This window comes from Actinoplanes oblitus (genome assembly GCF_030252345.1).
Classification (GTDB): Bacteria; Actinomycetota; Actinomycetes; order Mycobacteriales; family Micromonosporaceae; genus Actinoplanes; species Actinoplanes oblitus.
Genome location: NZ_CP126980.1, coordinates 2,551,706 through 2,571,287, shown reverse-complemented (window position 1 = coordinate 2,571,287; position 19,582 = coordinate 2,551,706). Strand labels below are relative to the sequence as shown.

General features: G+C 72.6%; 11 protein-coding genes. 5 read left to right on the top strand and 6 right to left on the bottom strand.

The genetic code is table 11. From position 1 onward, the window contains the following. Positions 1-356: 356 nt before the first annotated feature. Both Actob_RS11610 and Actob_RS11605 read left to right on the top strand, forming a co-directional pair. Positions 357-1,238, top strand: coding sequence for a helix-hairpin-helix domain-containing protein (locus Actob_RS11610; RefSeq protein WP_284920094.1), 882 nt, complete (start codon positions 357-359; stop codon positions 1,236-1,238). A 155-nt stretch (positions 1,239-1,393) separates the two neighbouring features. After that, positions 1,394-1,651, top strand: coding sequence for a hypothetical protein (locus Actob_RS11605; protein WP_284920093.1), 258 nt, complete (start codon positions 1,394-1,396; stop codon positions 1,649-1,651). 68 nt (positions 1,652-1,719) lie between these two features. Here the strand turns inward: Actob_RS11605 and Actob_RS11600 are convergent, their stop codons facing one another. Next, complete coding sequence (locus Actob_RS11600; protein ID WP_284920092.1) at positions 1,720-2,661, bottom strand: DUF389 domain-containing protein; 942 nt, start codon at positions 2,659-2,661, stop codon at positions 1,720-1,722. 749 nt (positions 2,662-3,410) lie between these two features. On the opposite strand from Actob_RS11600, the gene Actob_RS11595 reads away from it, so the two are divergent. The 3 genes from Actob_RS11595 (at position 3,411) to Actob_RS11585 (ending at position 11,046) form a co-directional block, all read left to right on the top strand. Continuing rightward, positions 3,411-8,780 (top strand): YVTN family beta-propeller repeat protein, encoded by a 5,370-nt coding sequence (locus Actob_RS11595; protein WP_284920091.1) that lies wholly within the window; start codon positions 3,411-3,413, stop codon positions 8,778-8,780. Between the two features lie 103 nt (positions 8,781-8,883). After that, complete coding sequence (locus Actob_RS11590; RefSeq protein WP_284920090.1) at positions 8,884-9,663, top strand: endonuclease/exonuclease/phosphatase family protein; 780 nt, start codon at positions 8,884-8,886, stop codon at positions 9,661-9,663. Positions 9,664-9,675: 12 nt separating this feature from the next. Further along, positions 9,676-11,046, top strand: coding sequence for a transaminase (locus Actob_RS11585; protein WP_284920089.1), 1,371 nt, complete (start codon positions 9,676-9,678; stop codon positions 11,044-11,046). A gap of 189 nt (positions 11,047-11,235) precedes the next feature. Here Actob_RS11585 and Actob_RS11580 read toward each other — a convergent pair whose 3' ends face one another. The 5 genes from Actob_RS11580 to Actob_RS11560 form a co-directional block, all read right to left on the bottom strand. Next, positions 11,236-15,150 (bottom strand): NB-ARC domain-containing protein, encoded by a 3,915-nt coding sequence (locus Actob_RS11580; RefSeq protein WP_284920088.1) that lies wholly within the window; start codon positions 15,148-15,150, stop codon positions 11,236-11,238. Between the two features lie 472 nt (positions 15,151-15,622). Further along, on the bottom strand, positions 15,623-16,603 hold the full coding sequence (locus tag Actob_RS11575) for a hypothetical protein (protein ID WP_284920087.1): 981 nt from the start codon (positions 16,601-16,603) through the stop codon (positions 15,623-15,625). Between the two features lie 455 nt (positions 16,604-17,058). Beyond that, complete coding sequence (menC, locus tag Actob_RS11570; protein ID WP_284920086.1) at positions 17,059-18,159, bottom strand: o-succinylbenzoate synthase; 1,101 nt, start codon at positions 18,157-18,159, stop codon at positions 17,059-17,061. Then, the gene (locus Actob_RS11565; protein WP_284920085.1) at positions 18,156-18,788 is read right to left on the bottom strand and encodes a MurR/RpiR family transcriptional regulator; all 633 of its coding nucleotides are present in this window, start codon (positions 18,786-18,788) and stop codon (positions 18,156-18,158) included. Before Actob_RS11565 ends, menC begins: the two co-directional genes overlap by 4 nt. Further along, positions 18,785-19,513, bottom strand: coding sequence for a GNAT family N-acetyltransferase (locus Actob_RS11560; RefSeq protein ID WP_284920084.1), 729 nt, complete (start codon positions 19,511-19,513; stop codon positions 18,785-18,787). Before Actob_RS11560 ends, Actob_RS11565 begins: the two co-directional genes overlap by 4 nt. Between the last annotated feature and the right edge of the window lie 69 nt (positions 19,514-19,582).

The following is a 19,582-nucleotide window of genomic DNA, read 5'->3' as shown; positions in this document are numbered from 1 at the left end:
GTGATGTGGGAAGCTGCGCGCTACCACATGCACCCTCATCTCCTCCCCGGAGGCCCGATATGTCATCGTTTCTCTCCCTTGTGGCCGGGCTCGTGATCGGCCTGATAGCCGGCTGGTTCATTCGGGGTCGTCGTGACGGGGCTGCTCAGGCGGCTTCCGCGACGGCCGCGCCGGCTTCGGCCACCGAGTCCGCTTCCGTTGCCGCTCCGGCGGCTGCCGTTCCCGCCGCCGCTCCTGCCGCTGCCGATGCTTCCGCCGCTTCCGCCGCCGATGGTCCCGCCGCTGACGGTCCCGCCGCCGACGGTCCCGTCGCCGATGGTGCCGCTGCCGCCGCTTCCGAGGAGACCGCGGTTCTCGTGGTCGCTGAGTCCGCTGAGGTCGCGGCCGTTGAGGAGGGCAAGGACGACGCTGTCGCCGAGACCGCGGTGATCGCGCCGGTGACCGAGGTGGAGACCGTTGTGGTCGAGCCGGTCGCGGTCGTCGAGGAGGAGACGGTGGCTCTCCCCGAGGCTTCCGCGGAGGCTGGGCCGGCCGCTGAGACCGTCGCTCTGCCCGAGCCGGGCGGGGTGGCTGAGCCGGTCGAGGCCGCGGAGCCGGTTGCCGCCGCGGAGCCGGTGGCGGCTCCGGAGCCGGTCGCCGCACCGGAGCCGGTCGCTGCCGCTGAGCCGGTCGAGGCCGAGCCCATCACCGTCGCGGTTGCCGACTCCGAGCCCGCTTCCGCCCCTGCCGCTGTCCCCGCAGCCGTCGCTGTCGCGGACGCTGAGCCGATCGCCGTCGCTGTCGCTGAGCCGGCCGCCGCCACTGTCGCTGAGCCGATCGCTGTCGCTGAGCCGGCCGCCGACGCTTTCGCTGAGCCGATCGCTGACGCCGCGCCGGCCACTGTCGCTGAGCCGATCGCTGACGCCGCGCCCGCCACTGTCGCTGAGCCGGTCGCGGTCGCTGAGCCGGCCGCCGACGCCGCGCCGGTCGCCGTCGTCGAGGAGCCGGTTTCCGAGGCTGCCGAGGAGGCGTCGCCGATCATCGAGCCGGCCGCCGTCACCGAGCCGGACGACCTCACCAAGATCGCCGGCATCGGCCCGAAGGTCGCCATGGCCCTCGCCGCCGCCGGCATCACCACCTACGCCAAGCTGGCCGCCAGCGACCCGGCCGAGCTGAAGCGGGCGATCACCGCCGCCGGGATGCGTGGCTCGGCGAGCCTGAACACCTGGCCGGAGAAGGCCAAGGCCCTGGTCGGCTGACCAGCCCGCGCGTTGCGGCCCGGTATCCACGGATGCCGGGCCGCTGTCGTCGAAACCTGCGGTTGTTACCCAGGCCACTCGGAAAAGTAGCAGCTCGGGAGTGCTCCGGCCGATGAAGGTAGCCGTCCGGTTGCCGTCCCCCCGAGGAGCACCCCATGACCGTCCCCGCTGTCACCACCTCGACCTGGAGCAGCCACGTCGCCTGGAGCCGCCTGCAGCGCGCCCGGCGGCAGATCGCCGTGGACCTCAACGCGGTGGACGCGAGCCCGCAGACGATCGCCGTCGACAGGTCCACCATCGCGTCCGCCTCGGCCGAGGTGGCGCGGGTCGAGGCGACCAAGGCGGGCCTGGCCGCGACGCTCGACCAGCCCCGCAAGCTGCCGGCCGGCCGCGTGCTGGACATCACCGTCTGACCGGCGGTCGGTCGGCCGCCGATCGGTGGCTTGCCGGGGACCCGGCCCGGCAGCTGGTCCGACCGCGGTCAGCGGCGTCGCCAGGCGTGCCGCTGCACCAGCAGGGTGAGCACGCCGGCGACCACTATCGCGCTCAGGTTGATGACCAGCTGCAGGGCCGAGCCACCCGCCTCGGACAGCAGGCGGCCGGGCTCCCGGCTGCCGATCACGTAGGCCAGCGCCACGGCCGTGTTCGCCGCCGCGGGCACCGTGGTCACCGAGATCAGCACGCCGACCAGGGTGCCCGCTTTCGCCGAGGTCAGCGACAGCATCCCGGCGATACCGCCGAGGAAGCCGACCACCCAGGACAGCGCGTCCGGCCGCCAGATGAAGTCGGTCAGCGGCCGGTCCGCCAGCAGCATCGACCGGTCCACCAGGCCGGCCGCGGTCAGCAGCCACACCGCGATCATGGTGACCACCATGCCGACCGGGAAACCCACCCCCAGCGCCAGCAACGACCGCCGGACCAACCGGTACTCCCGCTGCACCAGGCCGACGCAGAGCGCCGCCAGCGGCCCGAACTCGGGTCCGACCACCATCGATCCGACGATCAGGATGGGCTGGTCGAGCAGCACGCCCAGGGCGGCGATCACGGTCGCGATGATCATGAAGGCCAGGAACGAGGCGGACAGCTCGGTCTCCTCGCCGGTCTGCTGCTCCAGCTCGTGCCAGACCACCGCGTCGACGCCGAGCCCGGGGGTGCGCCGGGCGGCCCGGTCGGCGGCCGCGCTCAGGGCGGCGTCGACCCGCTCCACCACTATCGAGCCGTCCCGGTCCAGGCCCAGGTCACGCAACCGGTCGAGCAGGGAGCTGGCACCCTCCCGGACCACGTCGAACTCCAGCAGGTCACCGCGGGGTGCCACGGCGACGCCGGGCAGCACCACCAGGTGCGTGACGGCCTCGTCGGCGGCGAGCAGGCGCTGGACCTCCTCGGACATCGGGGCCGGGGCGATGACGCGTACGTGAAGCATCTCGATCTCTCACCTCGGACCGTGAGTCTAGAGGTGATCTTCCGGATCGCGGTCCTCTCCGGAGCGGGCCGTGACGGATCTCCGACACCGATCCGGTGAAATCGGCACACCGGGACGGATTCCCCGGACGATGCCCGCGGAAGCGCGTCGGACCTGCTAGATCGTCGCACAACGCCCGTAACCCGACAAAGATCAACAACAGAAGGTCATCAGGTACGAACACTTCGTAATCTTCCAGGGGTTCCGGCTCGGCGCCGAACGTCGCACCATGGACCAAGGGTGATGCGATGAGCGGGCGACGACTGGCGGTTGTGGTGACTGTCGAACACCACGACGATCCGGTCCTGCGCAGATACGCGGTGCCGTCGGCGGACGTGCGATCCCTCGCCGCCGTGCTGGGCGATCCCGGTCTGGGCGGGTTCGACGTCGAGTTCCTCCAGGACCCGGAGACCTGGGACACCTATCAGCGGTTGCAGGCGCTCTGCGACGGCCGGAGCGGCGACGACTGCCTGCTGGTCTACTTCCGCGGCATCCTGCTCTCCGGCCCGGCCGGCGGTCTCTACCTGGCCACCCCGGACACCGTCATGCAGCGCCCGGCCGACACCGCCGTCGACGTGACCCGGATCGACGCGCTGATGCACCGCAGCCTGGCCGGCCAGATCATGATCCTGCTGGACGGCCGCACCGGTGGCCCGGTCGACGCCGGCGCCTACTTCCCGGCCGCCCGCGCCGCCGAGGCCCGCAGCCGCGTGGTGATCACCGCGGCGGCCCGCCCCGAACCACCCACCTTCGCCGGCCTGCTCGCCGACGCCATCCGCGGCGGCGCCGCCGACCGCGACCGCGACGGTTACATCGGCGTCGACGAGATCTTCGACCACCTGCGCGAACGCGACCCCACCGTGCGCCACTGGGTCTACGGTTCCGGCCGCCAGCCGTGGGTCGGCAGAGTTCGCAAACCGGGCAGCGACCAGATGGCCCTGATCGCCGAGCTGGCCGCGGCGGCCGCCGGACCCGACCTGCACCAGGCAGCGCAGTCCCGGGCCACGCTGACCCGGATGTCCACCGGTAACGACCGGGTCGCGGCCGCCGCTTCCGCGGCGTTGCGGCGCACTTCGCTGCGGGTCGCGGAGGGAGAGATCACTTTCGGCCGCGTCGCCCCGGGCACGCGCCAATTGACGGTACGCGTGGCGGTCAGCGGCCCGCCGTTGGTGGCGGCGTCCACGGTGACCGTTTCGGCCGATGGGCTGCACGCGCGGCTGGAGGGCGATCAGCTGCGGGTCTCGTGGTTCCCGACGGTCGGCCAGCTCGACGCGGTGGTGACCATCGACGGACCGGCGGGGTCGGCGCAGGTCGCGGTCCGCGGCGAGGTCTCCGAGGGTGAGGAGTCCGGCGCGTCTGGCCCGTCGGCATCGCCGCAGGGTGTGCCGGGTGGTTTGGCGAACGGTGCGCCAGGCGTGCCGGCGCAGGGCGTGCCAGGCGTGCCGGCGCAGGGCGTGCCAGGCGTGCCGGCGCAGGGCGTGCCAGGCGTGCCGGCGCAGGGCGTGCCAGGCGTGCCGGCGCAAGGCGTGCCAGGCGTTTCCGCGGCGTCCTTGCCGGGCAGCGATTCCCCGGGTGCTTCGGCGCATGGCTTTCCGGCTGGCCCGCCACAGGGCGATTCGGCGGCGACTCAGCCCCCTCAGCAGTCCACGCATCGCGTTCTCCCACCTCCGCCTCCGCAGTGGTACAACGGCATCCAGCGCCCGGTCTCCGGGCCGCCGGACCAGCCCACTTCCGGAGCGCCCCGGCATCCGGCGCTGAGCACTCCCGTCGATCCGTGGCCGGACGCACCGACCTCGAGCGCTCCCTCCTCCGGTGCTCCGTCCTCCTTCCATCAGGCCACTTCGGGCCAGCCGGTGGATCCGTGGGCGGCTGCTGCCGGTCAGCACCCACCGGCACCCTGGGATGCGAGCGGCCGGTCCGCCGGTCATCCCGCTAACGTGCCTGGTCAGGCACCTCTGCCCTATCCGGCCTCGCCCACGCCTTACCAGGTCTCCCCCGCGCCTTACCAGGTCTCGTCGCCGCCCGGCCAGCTCTTCATCCCGCCGGTCCAGGCCACCCCGGCCGATCAGGACACACGACCCGCTGCCCCGGCCCAGCCCGACACACGACCCGCTGCCCCGGCCCAGCCCGACACACGACCCGCTGCCCCGGCCCAGCCCGACACACGACCCGCTGCCCCGGCGCAACCCGACACACGACCCGCTGCCCCGGCGCAACCCGACGCACGACCCGCTGCCCCGGCGCAACCCGACGCACGACCGGCCGTCCCGGTACAGGGCGACGCACGACCGGTCGCGCCGGTGCAGGGCGACGCACCCCAGCGGGACGCCGAGGCGGATCCGAGGTCGACCTCTCGCGGTCCGTGGTCGGGCCGTCCCCAGCGCCCCGCCGCGGCTTCGAACAGTTGGTCCGCCAGGGCCACCGAGGAAACCGCCCGGCCGAGCGGCACCTGGTGGGCCCAGCCCCCCGAAGCCGATCAACGCTCCGGACGGAACCCGACACCCACTCCGGCATGGCCATCCGGCGAGCCTCCCACTCAGCGCGACGTCGACTCGGGCGACGCCACTGTTGACTTGGACCGCACCCAGCCGGTCTCCGGCATCCCTGCCGAACCGGCCGACCACCAGCAGACCGAGCCGATCAACCCGATCCCTCGGCAGGCGAACCCCTCCGCCGGTGGCACCGCGCTGCCGCCCACCCAGCCGAGCGGTCTGTGGCCCGACGAATCGCCTCAGGCCGAACCCGAGGCCGACCGCGAGCCGGCGGTGCCCGCCTGGGATGGCGCCACCAGCGCCGATACCCAGGCGCCGGACGAAACCAGCCGAAACGAACTGGACGAATCTCCACCGACCCCACCCATCCCGGTGGCCGTGGAGGAGTCCGACCAAGCGGTTCCCGGCGAGCCGGTCCCACATCTGCCGAGCGAAACAGGAGCCTCGCCGGCGAGCGAGCCGGGGGCGGACACCACGAGTACCGAGCCGTCGGTCAGTCCAGCGGAGTCGGCCGCAGTGACTTCGCCGGCGGACATCTGGCCCGGGTCGCCGGCCGAACCCACCATCAGCGTGGAAAGCTCCGAGCCGTGGCCCAGCGCCCCTGCGATGCCAACGACCGCCGCCGAACCGGACCCGCAGCGACCGGCCGAGGCCGACCAAGCTGAATGGCAACACCCCGGAGCCGGGCACGACGAACGGCAACCGGCCGGCGATGAGCGAGAGCAGCCACGACCGGTCGGTGACAAGGAAGCCGACGCGTTGCCAGCGGGCACCGGCAACTCGACGCAAGCCTGGCAGGTGAGTGCTGCCGAGGGTTCGCAGGCTTCCGGAGCACTGCCGGACTCCCCCTCTGTCGTCGCCTATCCGGACGAAACGACGGCACCCGAGCGGTGGGACTCGGTGCCGATGGACTCCGGCGGCGACACCGTGGCATGGCAGGCCAGTCCCGCCGAAGATGCGGACGACCAGCGCACCCGCCCTGGTGACCCGCCTGCCGCTGGCAGCCTCGCCGGCATCTCCCCGATTCATGAACCCGAAGGCGACGCCGCCCACACCAGCGACAGCAGGTCGCCCAGCGACGACTCGCGCACGGACAACAACAGGCCGGAAGAGAACCGCGCCACAGAGCCCGCCAACGCCGGGAACAGCGCAGAACCCACCCAGGCCGGAATCGCCGCAGAACCCGCCCGCGCGGGCGACGCCGCAACACCCGACCGCCCGGGAGGCGCCGCAACACCCGACCATCCGGGAAACGCCGCAGAGTCCAGCCCCGTGGGAAATGCCGCAGCTGGTGGGTTCGTGGGCAGTTGGCTCGCCGCGCAAGCGTCGCCCGATAGGCACGGCAGTGAGGACGACCGCGTCACTCCTAACGCTGCGGAGCCGAGGGCGGCCCGCTTCGAGCCGGAGACGGTGCCGGGCCAGCCCGAGGCTCCGCAGCGGCAACCCGAAATACTGCAACCATCGTGGGGGCAGCAAACGGAGCCGGTCACGCCCGGCCCGACCGGAAGCTGGCCGCCCAGCAGTCCCGCGGGTGCACCGCCGGTCACGGGAACTCCGCCGGACACCGGGACCCCGGCTGGCATGGGCACTCCGGCCGGTCCGTGGCCCGGCGATCGCGCTGACGACAGCCCCACCGAGCAGACTCAGCCCGGCGCCGGATGGCCGATGCCTGCCGCCGCCAGCGACTCGGGCGCTGCGGGCAACATCAATGCCGCGGATCCCGGAGACCGCTGGCCCGCCGGCCAGAACCGGAGCGGAGGACAGCCCCGACTCCCGTGGGAAGCGGGCTCCGCAGCGGCTGCGGCCGGCGGCTGGCCACGCCCCGACGCCCACGGACCGAGCGAGACCGGACCAGCCGGAGCCGGCCCGCAGTCGGCGGCCGATGAGACAACAGTCGCCGGGATGGCGGCGAGCAGCGGGTGGCCGGGAGCAAACGATCCCACCGAACAACACGGCCCGGCCGGTACGCCGGCACCCGGTGGCACTGCGGCACCAGGCGCCCAGTTCGGCGGCACCATGGCACCAGGCGGCCGCTTCGACGGCACAACCGCACCAGGCGCCCAGTTCGGCGGCGCGACGGCAGCAGGCGGCCAGTTCGGCGGCGCGACCGGACCAGGCGGCGCGGGAGCTGGAGCCGGTGGCAGCATCGCCGGATCGCCGTCCGGCCGGGTGAGCTGGGACGGCCCGGACGACTGGACGCGTAGCGGCGGGCTGGCCGGTGCGCCGGGCGCTCCCGGCGGCCCGGCCGGCTGGCAGGGGCAACAACCGGGCGTGAACGCCGCCGGGCAGCAGGGCACGGCTGCCGGTGGCTGGGGTGGCGGGACGCCCGACGGGAACGGCTGGCAGCAGGGAACGAACCCCGCCTGGCCCACCTCCCCCGCCGGCTGGCCGAACTCGCCCAGCTGGCAGCAGCCCGGCGACGGGCCGATACCCCCGAACGGCGTCGGCGCACCTCCCGCCGGAGGTGCCCCATCGTCCCGGCGGCACCTGCGAGTCGTAGGCGTGCTGCTCCTCTCGCTGCTGCTGGCGGCGGGCGCGTACCTCGGCATCCGCTACGTGTCCGGTCGTAAGAGCGAACCGACCGCCCAGCCCACCGCGACCCAGCAGCAACAGCAGCCCGGCGGCGGCCAGTCCGCGGCGGCCACCCAGCCCGCCGAGCCTACCGAGAAGGCGCCGGTGAGCCTGGCCGTCCCGGTCGTCGTCGACACCATCAACGGGACCGGGCGGGAGCCGGAAGGCGTGGTCGTCTCGCCGGACAACCGCCTCGTCTATGTCGCCGACCAGGGTGCGAAGGAGGTGTTCTTCGTCGGGGCGGGCGACAAGAAGGTCGCCTCGGTCGCGGTGCCGAACACGCCACGGTTCCTGGCGCTGTCCAGGGACGGCTCGAAGCTTTACGTGTCGATGTTCGAGAACGACTTCAGCGCGAACGCGCTGGCCGTCATCGACACCGCCAAGCGAAGCCTGATCAAGTCGGTGAAGACCGGGCCGCGGCCGTTCGAACCGGCGGTCGGGGCGGACGGCCGGGTCTGGCTGCCGATCCACAACGGCGCACGGGTGGAGATCTACGACGGCACCACGCTGGACAGGGTGCAGCAGATCAGCGTGCCGCCGAACCCGCACTGGGTGGACTTCCTGCCGGACGGCACGCGGGCCTTCACCTCGGACCACGAGTCCAGCCGCATGTCGGTGATCGACGCCAGGACCGGGCGGGTGCTGAACAACGTCACTGTCGGCCGGTCGCCGCACAGCGTGGCGGTCACCCCGGACGGCAAGACGGTGCTGGTCACCAACTACGACGTGAACACGGTGGAGTCCTACGACACCACGACGCTGAGACTGATCAAGCGGTACACGGTCGGAAAGCTGCCGCAGGCCGTGCTGGTGTCGGGGGACGGCGTGCACGCCTACGTGGTGAACGAGGGCTCGGACACCGTCTCGGTGCTGAACCTGGAGGACAAGCAGGTCAGCGCCACGATCAAGGTCGGCGACAGCCCCCGGGTGATCGCACTCTCCCCGGACGGCCGCAAGCTTTACGTCACGGCCGGCCGCGACGGCGCGGTCACCGTGCTGAAGGCGGCCGAGGACTGACGACCTCCGGCCGGCGGATGCGGCGACCCGGGTAGCGACGGTCGCGGTAGTCTGCCGGACCGGGATCACCGAAGGCCGCCCGCGGCGACGATCGGAGGACGACGTGCGCTTGCTGACCTTCAACGCGCTGATCAGGGGTGACGTGCGGGCTCGGCTGCGGGCGCTCGCCGAGATCCTGCGGGAGTCCGATTTCGACGTCGTGTGCCTGCAGGAAGTCATGTACCGCTCGCATGCGAACCTGCTGCGACGAGGATTCGCCCACTCGGCGTGCGCGGGCTCCGTCGTACTCAAAGGGGGGTTGGTCCTTCTCTCTCGCCGGCCGATCAAGCGCTGGCGGTTCGTCAGGTTCCCGATGACCGGGCCGGTGCGGCCGGAGTTCCTGATGCGCAAGGGCGCGCTGGTCGCGGAGATCGATGAGCTGGTCATCGTCAACACGCACCTGTCGGCGAACCGGGACGACGACTGGTCGCCGGACAACCGTTACGCCCTCGTGGAGCGGGCTGAACTCGACGTGCTGGCACGGCTGCTGGCCGGCATCGACAAGGATCGGCCGCTCGTGGTGACCGGTGACCTGAACCTGCCCCGGGACGCGTCAGCCCTCGCGGATTTCCGGACCGCTGCCGGGCTCGCCGACGCGATGGCCGGCGACCGGCGGCCGACCTATCGCCCCACTCCGCAGTGGCCTCATCCGCCCGCATTCGATCACCTCCTGGTCCGCGGTGGCATCACGGCGCACGCCGATCTGGTCCTGTGTGACGAAGTGACCCTGCCCGGCGGGCGGCGCGTGTATCTATCCGACCACTACGGCGTGGCGGCCGACATCAGACCACGGGATGAATTCGGATTCAGCCCGTGGACTGATGGACCGCCAAGGATTCCCTGATAGCTTCGCCCCATGGCAACGGATTCCGGGGTTGACCGCATCATTCTCCAGCAGTTGACGGACCGCGAGCGCGCCGCTTTCGCGGAGCGGCATCCACGGTCCGCCGCCGCCTACCGCCGCGCCGACCATCTCTTCGGGCGCGTTCCGATGACGTGGATGAACAAGACCGCGGCCGGCTTCCCGGTCTATCTGAAGACCGCCCGCGGCAACCGGCTGACCGATATCGACGGCAACGAGTTCGTCGATTTCTGCCTCGGTGACACCGGCGCCATGGCCGGCCATTCACCGGCGCCGGTGGTCGCTGCGGTTACCAGACGACTCGGTGAGCTGGGCGGAGCCGCCACGATGTTGCCGACCGAGGACGCCGCGGTGGTCGGCGCCGAGCTGGCTGCCCGATTCGGATTGCCGTTCTGGAGTTTCGCGCTGACCGCCACCGACGCGAACCGGTGGGCGATCCGCCTGCTGCGTGCCGTCACCGGCCGGCCGAAGATCCTGGTCAACAGCTACTGCTACCACGGCTCGGTGGACGAGTCGCTGATCGTGGTCGGGCCGGACGGGCACGGTCGCAGCCGGGAGGGAAACGTCGGCGCACCCGTTGACGTGACCGCTACCAGCAGGGTCGCCGAGTTCAACGATCTGGCCGGGCTGGAGCGCGAGCTGGCGCACGGCGACGTGGCGGCGGTGCTGATGGAGCCCGCGCTGACCAACATCGGCATCGTCCTGCCCGAGCCGGGCTATCTGGCCGGTGTCCGCGAGCTGACCAGGAAATACGGCACCTATCTGATCAACGATGAGACGCACACGTTCTCGGCCGGCCCGGGTGGCGCCACGCGGTTCTGGGATCTGCGGCCGGACGTGCTGACCATCGGCAAGGCCATCGGCGGCGGGGTCCCGGTGGGTGCCTACGGCCTGTCCGCTGAGCTGGCCGACGCGCTGACCGGGCGCGGCGATCTCGATCTGGTCGACATGGGCGGGGTGGGCGGCACGCTCGCCGGCAACCCGGTGTCGATGGCCGCGACCCGCGCGACGCTGGAGGAGGTGCTCACCGAGGGCGCGTTCGCCACGATGATCTCGACTGCGACGGCGTTCGCCGACGGCCTTCAGAAGATTCTGACCGCACACGATCTGCCCTGGTCCGTGAGTCGTCTCGGCGCCCGGGTGGAGTACCGGTTCGCCGACCCCGCGCCCCGCAACGGCACCGAGTCAGCCGCCGGCGCCGACGCTGAACTGGAGGACTTCCTGCACGTCTACCTGGCCAATCGCGGGGTGCTGCTGACCCCGTTCCACAACATGGCGCTGATGTGCCCGGAGACCACGCTGGACGACGTCGCCCGCCACCACGAGATCTTCGACGCCGCCCTCACCGAGCTGACCCGCCCCTGACCCCGGCATCCCCGGCGATGCGGCACCGGTCCGGACCGAGGCCGGTCCGGGTCGTCTCGGATTTCCGGTACGCCACGGCTTTCCGGTACGCCACGGCTTTCCGGTACGCCACGGCTTTCCGGTACGCCCCGCCAGCGTCGGCCTCGGCAGGCGGCGATCCGAGTCCGGTGCTCGGGTCGCCTTCCGGCCTTACCGGCGACCCCGGCGCTTCCGAGGCGGAGTGGACGGCTGCGGGGTTGTTCGGGGCGGGCGGAAGGTGAAGGCGTAGACGCCGCGTTGGCCGACGGCGTAAAGGTCCCGGCTGTCCGGGGCCCACGCGCACTCGAACAGGGCGCCGTCCACTCGCATCGCGGCGATCGGCTCGGGGGCGGCCGGGGATGCGGGTGAGGGCCAGATCAGCAGTTCGCCGGCGTCCGAGGTGGTGGCCAGCCAGCGGCCGTCCGGTGAGATCGCGCCATGGGTCACCGGGTCGCCGGCGAACTCGGCCGCGGTGATCGGGTGGAGGCTTCGGGCTTCGAAGGCGGCGACGCCGAGGGCGTGGACGACCACGATCCGGTTCGCGATCAGCTGGATGGCGCGGACTCGGGGGTCGGCTGTGCTGACGGAGGGAGAGGGATGGAGCGGGACGGACCGGGTTCGGTCGCTGCGGTAGTGCCAGACCGTGAGGGTTCCGGACTCGTCGGCGACGATGAGGCGGTGCCGGGGCAGGAAGGCGGCGGACTGGATCGCGCGGCCGTGCTCGCGGCGGAAGAACGCGGTACCGGCGACCGACCGGATCTCCAAGCCTCCGCCCGCGTCCCACAGCGCGACGAGGTCCTGGTCGGGCGCGACGGCACAGCCAGTGGCTCCCTGCCACACTTCGCCACCGGACCGAGGGGCGGCCGCGGAAGATCCGAACGCGGAAGCGGCCGCGGAGGTATCGGCTCGGGATCCGGAAGGAGGGACAGCCGCGGAGGTGTCAGCTCGGAACCCGGGCGAAGAGACGGCCGCGGAGGTGTCAGCTCGAAACCCGGGCGAAGGGACAGACGCGGAGGTGTCAGCTCGGAACCCAGTAGGAGGGACAGCCGCCGAAGTATCAGCTCGGAACCCGGAAGAAGGGACAGGCGCCGAAGTATCGGGTCGGGTTCTGGGCGGAGGGACGGGCGCGCCGGTTTCGGGTTGGGAAGCGGCAGCAGGGCGGTCGGACAGAGGAGCCGCCGCGGAGGATGCGGGCCGGCGGGAGGGTGCGGGGGCCGGGCCGCGGAGGATCGCCGTCTGGCTGGCGCAGACCGCGACGATCCAGTTGCCGTCGGGGGTGAAGGCGCAGCGGATCACCGGCTCGTTGGCGGACCACAGCGGAATGCTGGTGGCGTCGGTGGGGTGCCACAGGCGGACCACGCCGTCGCGGCCGCCGGTGGCCAGGCCGGTGCCGGACGGGTCCAGTGCGCAGGTGTTCACCCAGTCGATCGGTCCGGCCACGGTTTCCTGCACCAGCCGGGGAAGATCCCAGACCCGGATCGTCGCGTCGCTGCCGGTGGTGATCAGGGTACGCCGGTCCGGGGCGAGCACGGACGAGGTCACCCAGCTGGCGTGGGCGCGCACCATGGCGATCTCCGGCCCGTAGCGGTCCCAGACCCGGACTGTGCCGTCCTCACCACCCGAGATGATCCGGTCGCCGGAGACGACCAGCGCGCTCACCCAACCCTGATGTCCGCGCAGCACCACCGGCTCGCTGTCACCGCGCAGCTCGTGCACCCGGATCTCCCCGTCCGCCTGACCCAGTGCCACCCACTCACCTGCCGGGTCGACCGCCATCGCGGTGACCAGCACGTCGTCCCGAGAGGAGCGATGCGGCTCCGGAGCCGCCGAAACGCCGGACCCGCCGAAATCGGCCGACGAAAGCCCCGAGCCGGAAGCAGCCGACGGGAGCCGAGAGCCAGAAGCGGACGACGAAAGGCCAGCGCCGGAAGCGGACGACGAAAGGCCCGAGCCGGAAGCAGCCGACGGAAGCCCAGAGCCCGAAGCAGCCGACGGAAGCCCAGCGCCGGAAGCGACCAACAACTCGCTGAGACCGGTTCGCAGGTCGTGTTCGGTGACCGCGCCGGCCGTGCTGGCCGTCAGGACCCGGTCCGCACTCAGGAACACGCAACTGGCCAGCCGCTCCTCACCGGACCAGCCGAAGACTCGTCCACCGCTGTCGAAGACCGCCAGCTCGCCGCGCCCGCCGACCGCAGCGATCCGCTCACCGGACGGCGCCACGGCGACGCCGAGGATCTCTCCGCCGGCCGTCCACAGCGTCCGCTCCACGACCCGGCGGCGCACGTCCCACACCCGCACCGTGCCGTCGGCGCCACCGGTGACCAGCCGGTTCCCCGCCGCCACCAGCGCCTTCACCCCACCGGCAGGCGCGGTCAGCCGGCCCAGCACCGCGCCGGACCGGGGTTCGACGAGGGTCACCGCACCACTCACCCCAGCGGCCGCGAACCAAGATCCATCCGCCGATACCGCCCCGCAGTCGAGCCAGCCCACCGCCGACCCGATCACCCGGCACAGGCTGTCCGGCCCGACGTCCGGCAGCGGCCACCGGGCCACCAGCCCGGCGCGCGACCGCTGCTCCCCCGCGAACGCGGCCACCTCGGCCGCCAACTCGGGCGACCCGCCCAGCCGGGACAGCAGCACATCAGCGAACGCGCCCGCCGGACGGATCGGCCGCAGCAACGGCGCCGCCTGCGACAGCCGCGCCCGCAACGCCCCGGCCCGCGCATCCGGCAACCGATCCAGATCGGCGACCGCGGCCGCCACGCCGAGCATCGGAATCCCGATCGCGAGCCGCCGGAGATCGGTGGTCACCGCGAACAACTCGTCCCACCAGTGCGCCTCCCGCAGGTGATGAGCAAGGTGCCGCCACAGGTAGCGGTCCGCTTCCGGCAGCGCCCACCACGGGCCGCCGCTGCGCGGCCGCGCCATTTCCACCAGGCGGCGGTGCACTTGCGGCAGTTCGGCGTCCGGGAGGCGATGGCGGACGTACGCCCGGAGCACCTCACGCAACCGCATCACCCCGTTCGCGTGCTCGACGAGGTTGAGGCGGGCGAGTGCCGTACGCAAATCGGATGAAGCGGCGGGTGACAAACCGCCCGTCCCGGACCACAGCAGATCCAGGATCTGGTCGGGGATCGTCGCGCCCTCCGGGAAGATCGCCAGTTCGAGAAAGCGCCGCTGGTCCGGCTCGGGCAGCAGGTCCAGGGCGGCTTGCACGGTCCGGTCGAGGGCGCGCTGTCGCTCGCTGGGCACGGCGGGGTCGAGCAGCGCCGTTCCGTCGGCGCTGAGCTGGTCCACCAGCAGGCGAGCCGCACCGCGCAGGTCCACCGGCCTACCCGAACCGCCCGCATCACCTGCCGAAGGGAAGAGCGGGAACGACGGCGAGGGCGAAGCGGAGGGAGGGGGCGAGGGCGAGGAGGAGGGCGCGGGCGAGGGCGAGGGCGAGGAGGGCGGGGGCGAGGGCGAGGAGGAGGGCGCGGGCGAGGGCGGGGAAGAAAGCGACGGCGAGGATGAAAGGGAGGAAGGGGACGGTCGGGGTGGAGAGGTGCGTGCCGGTGGGACGGCTCGGGCGCTGAGGATGCCGTTGGCGAGGGCGAGCAGGAGCGGCCAGCGGCCGGTCAGGGCGAGCAGGGCGGTGAGATCCGGCAGGGGCAGGCCGGGGAGGTCGTGCAGGAGCAGGGCGGTCGCTTCGTCGCGCGTCATCGGGCCTACCTCGACGCGCGGCACCCCCGCCACGAGCAGGCTGGTCACCCGGGTCGTGACGAGCAGCGGGTTCGCCGCGCGGCCGGCCAGGAACGGGGCCAGCTGATCGTCGGTCCACACGTCGTCGAGCACCAGCAGCACCGGCGGGTACTGATCCAATACGGTCGCGAGGCTCCGGCCTGCCTGCATCGGCGCGACCACCGCGGGTCGCTCGCCGCCGAGTCGCACGACCAGGTCACCGATCAGCGCGGCGAGGCTCGGGCCGGTGCGGCGCTGGCCGACGGATGCCCACAGCAGGCCTCCGGGGAAGCGGGCGCGGATCTCGGGGAGCCGGCCGACCTGCCCGACCAGCGTGGTCTTGCCGAACCCGCCGCTACCGTGCACGCCGATGAAGTCGTTGCCACCGAGCAGCAGGTCCCGAAGGTGGTCTTGCAGGTTGGTGCGCTCGACGAGTACGCCGGCCGGCTCGGCGGCGGACCGGGGCGCGGGCGCCGCCCGGAAAGCGGACGCCTCAAAAGCGGACGCCTCAAAAGCGGACGCCCCGAAAGCGGACGCCCCGAAAGCGGACGCCTCGAAAGCGGACGGCCCAGAAGCGGACGCCTCAAAAGCGGACCGAGGGCGGCCGGCGGCCCCCGACCCGGAAGCGGGAGCGGAGGCCGGCGCGGAGGCCGACCCGGCAGCTAACGGCGACTCGGAAGGGCCCGACGGCTCCGGAGCGGGCGCGGACGACTCCGGAGCGGGCGGCTCGGAAGAGCGCTTGCGCGCCCGGCCGAGTATCGCGCCGGCCGCCCCGGCCCACCTTCGCCACCGTATGCCGCCCGTCACGGTGGAACCAACGGACCGGGGCCGGGCCCGGCTACTGCTTGACGAGTTTCCGCAACGCGGAAACGACCGAGTGGTCGCTGGTGGTGGCGTAGATCTTCTTGTCTTTGCCGACCAGTACCGAGAACGGGCAGGCGGTCTCGTTGCCGGTGAGCTTCCTGTCCAGCAGCTGGCGGTGGGTGGCCACCTCGTAGACGCGCAGGCGCCAGTTCGCGTGGTAGAGGAAGGCGGTGTCCGGTTTCGGGTCGTCGTACTTGCAGTTGCGGATCTTCGCGCCGGTGCTGACCCGGTCCAGGCAGGCCACCATCTGGACGTTCTTCGGGGTGTCGCTGGCCCAGGTCCGCCTGTCGGCGTCCGAGGTGCCCTCGTCCCGGAAGTAGTAGACGGGGTTCTTGAAGCGCACCGAGGTCGGGCCGTCCTTGGTCAGCAGGACCACCGGGTGCGGGGCCTTGCCGGAGCGTTTCGGCGCGGCCGGGAAGTAGGTGTTGTCGTCGCAGACCTGGTTCAGGTCGTAGATGTCCTTGGCCGGGACCTCGCTGGCCACCGGGCCGGTCGACTCGGTGGTCGGCTCCCCCGCGCCCGGCTCGGTGCCGCCCGGCCCCGGGGTGTACGGGTCGAAGGTCGGGAAGTCCGAGGGCAGGGTGTACGGGAAGTCGCGCTGGCTGTCGCGGGCCGAGTCGGCGATCCGGTTGCCGATGAAGGCGAGCCCGCCGAGACAGAGCAGGACGACGACGACCACTCCGCCGATGATCCCGGCGGCGACGGCGCCACCCCGGCGGCGGCTGGCCGGCGAGGCCGGGGGCGGCGGCCAGCCCGGCGGGGCGTAGCCGCCGGGCGCCGGGTACCCGCCGGGCGCGGGGTACCCGCCGGGTGCCGGGTAGGTGCCCGGCGCCGGGTAGGGACCGGGCGGGTAGGCCCCGGGCGGCGGCGCGGGATAACCGGTCGCGGGCTGCCCGGAGAAGGGCGGGGGCGGCTGCGGGAACGACGGAGCCGGCGCGCCGGGCTGCCCCGACACGGGCGGCTGACCCGCTGGAGGCTGACCCGCCGGAGGCTGGGCCGCCGGAGACTGACCCGCGGGAGGCTGCGCCGTCGTGTTGTCCGGCACGGTCGGCACGGCCCACGGGTCCGACGGCGGCTGACTGGCCGGCGAGATCCACGGCTGCGGAGCCGGCCAGGCACTGGGCGCGGCCGGCGTCGGGTCACCGTCGGACGGGCGGGCCCACTCGGAGACCGGCGACGCCGGCGGCTGATAGGGCGGCGGCAACCCCGGCGAGGGGGCGGGTGGCGCTGTCGGATCGGCGACGGGCGCCGCTGACAACGGATCCGCCGACGGCGTGCTCGATGGTGGTGAAGTCGGCTCCGGCGTCGTCTCGCCGCCGGATTGAGCCCCCGTGCCCGTCACGTGTGTTCCTCCCCTGTCTGGCGCCGGTCGAATGTATCGAAGAGGATCACATCAGCCGGCACTGGTCCTCAGACCTGGGCGATCGTACGCTCCGTGAGGAAGTCGAGGTCCGGCTCCCGGCCCAGCCCCGGGACGGACGGGACCGTGACGAAACCGGACTCGCACACCACCGGCGCCGTGGTGATGTCCCGGGCGTAGTACTTGTCCGAGCCGGAGACGTCGGACGGCAGCGTGAAGCCGGGCAGCGAGCTGAGCGCCACGTTCGCGGCGCGGCCGATGCCGAACTCGTGCATCCCGCCGCACCAGACCGGCATCCCCGCGTCCCACGCCAGGTCGTGGGCGCGGACCGCGGCGGTGAGGCCGCCCATCCGGGAGACCTTGACGTTGAGGATCCGGCCCGCCTTCAGCCGCAGCGCGGTGACCAGGTCCTCGACGTCCTCGATCGACTCGTCCAGGCAGACCGGGGTGTCCAGGATCTCCTGCAGGGCGGCGTGGGCGACGAAGGCGCGGGGAGCGAAGGGCTGCTCGATCATCCGTAACCCGAGGGTGTCCAGCTCGCGGAAGACGTCGGCGGCGTCCGGAGGGTACGCGCCGTTGGCGTCGACGTGCAGAGGGACGCCCGGGAACGCCGACCGCACCGCACGCACCGGGCCGACGTCCCACCCCGGCGCGATCTTGAGCTTGACCCGGCGATACCCCTCCGCGACCCGCGACTCCACCTGCGCCAGCAGCTCGTCGACGGACGGCTCGATGCCCAGCGACACCCCCGCCTCGACCCGCTCCCGGCTGCCGCCGAGCGCCGCCGCCAGCGCGACGCCCCGCCGAGCCGACCACAACGCCCAGGCCGCCATGTCGAACCCGGCCCGAGCGAAGTGGTTCCCGCGCACCTTCGCCAGCACCGCCGCCAGCTCCGCCGGATGCTCCCAGGCCGCGCCCAGCACCAGCGGCTTCAGGTGGTCCCGGGCCACCGCCCAGCAACTCTCCACGGTCTCCGCCGAGTAGAACGGCCCGCTCGGCGAGGCGATCTCACCCCAGCCCACCGCCCCCGACCCATCGATGATCTTGACAAGGATGTGCTCCAGCTCCCGCTTGGCGTGCGAGCTGGTCTGGAAGCGGTGCACCAGGGGCAGGCGCACCCGCCGCAGTTCGACGTGCCGGATCCGGATCATGCTTCGTCCACGTAGAGGTGCAGTTCCGCGGCGAGCGCGTCACGCTCGCGCAGGCGCCGGCCGGCGCCTTTGGAACTGGCGATGGTCAAGGTCGCCAGCAGGTGCAGGACCAGCGCGATCGAGGTGGGCGAGTTGGCGTACGACGCGCTGCCGGTCCCGACCACGATGCGCGTGGTGGCGACAGCGGTCAGCGGAGCGTCCTCGGCGTCGGTGATCAGGACGAGCTCGCCCCCGTGGCGTACGTAAGCCGAGGCGACCTCGACCGTCTCCCGCCGATAGCGTTCCAGCGAGACAGCGACCAGCAGATCGCCCTGCCTGATGTCGCTGAGCACGTCGAGCGCCCGTGGCGGCGCGCCGTCGACCAGGTGCACCCCGGAGAGCCCGGCGCTCAGGTCGGCGGCGAGCAGCGACGCGTAACTCAGCGACTTGCCGTAACCGATCAGGAACCGGCGCCGCGCCGAGACGATCAGCGCCGCGGCCCGCTCGATCGCGTCCTGCTCCGCGGCCCGCTCCAGCGCCTGATCGAACTCGGCCCGCTGCTGCTCGAGCACCCGCTGCTTGAGCACCTGCGCCGAGCGGCGCTGCACGTTGCGGTCGAAGCGCTCGGCGGGAGTTCCCCGGGAGGTCACGCCCCCTCCTCACCGGTCTCGAACAGGTAGGCCACCCGTCCCGGATCGCCCTCCGGCCGCACCACGTCGACAAGCCTTTCCCGGTCCGCGAACCGCGCCAGTAACTCCTGCCGCAACCAGGCCCGATCCTCCGGGCCGGGCGCCGCCCACCGGTCACCGGCCGCGACCACGACGGCGGATCGCGAGCCCTTTCCGGTACGCCCGGCCGGCGCCCCGGGCAGCGGATCGGCATCGGCCCGGTCCGGAACGGCCCGGGTCAGGTCCCAGCTCACCAGGACCCGGTCGGTGCCCGGCTCGGCGTAGAAGTCCGGCAGGAAGCGGATCCCGGTCGCCCCGAGCACCGCGAAGTTGAAGTGCGCGTTGCGCAGGGCGTACGGATCGAAGACCCACCGCATGGTCCCGGCGCCGGTCAGCCGGGCGGCGGCCGCCTGCGCGTACTTCAGCAGCCGGCCGACGCCGGTGCCCCGCAGGCCCGCCGCGACCACAGCGGCCTGCGAGTAGTGGTAGAACTCGCCGCCCTCGACGCCGGGGAAGCCGTAGCAGAAACCGACCAGGTCGTCGCCGGCCAGCGCCCCGATGACCGTCCCGCCGTTCTCCCGCAGGGCGGCCAGCAGCCGGGGGTTGAGCCCCCACTCGGGCGCGGTGTAGCCGAACACCTCGCGGTAGAGGGCGCCGGCCGCCGTCCACTCGGCGATCCCGTCCAGCTCACGCACCACCACGTCCATCGGGCCCCTCCCCCGGCGTCACCGGCAAGCCGAAGATAGCGAACGTATAAGTGCCATCCTGACGATATC

Bases quoted from the DNA above. Each gene is read 5' to 3' on its own strand.
- menC (WP_284920086.1), bottom strand. From the start codon at position 18,159: ATGATCCGGATCCGGCACGTCGAACTGCGGCGGGTGCGCCTGCCCCTG.
- Actob_RS11600 (WP_284920092.1), bottom strand. From the start codon at position 2,661: ATGCTTCACGTACGCGTCATCGCCCCGGCCCCGATGTCCGAGGAGGTC.
- Actob_RS11605 (WP_284920093.1), top strand. From the start codon at position 1,394: ATGACCGTCCCCGCTGTCACCACCTCGACCTGGAGCAGCCACGTCGCC.
- Actob_RS11585 (WP_284920089.1), top strand. From the start codon at position 9,676: ATGGCAACGGATTCCGGGGTTGACCGCATCATTCTCCAGCAGTTGACG.
- Actob_RS11560 (WP_284920084.1), bottom strand. From the start codon at position 19,513: ATGGACGTGGTGGTGCGTGAGCTGGACGGGATCGCCGAGTGGACGGCG.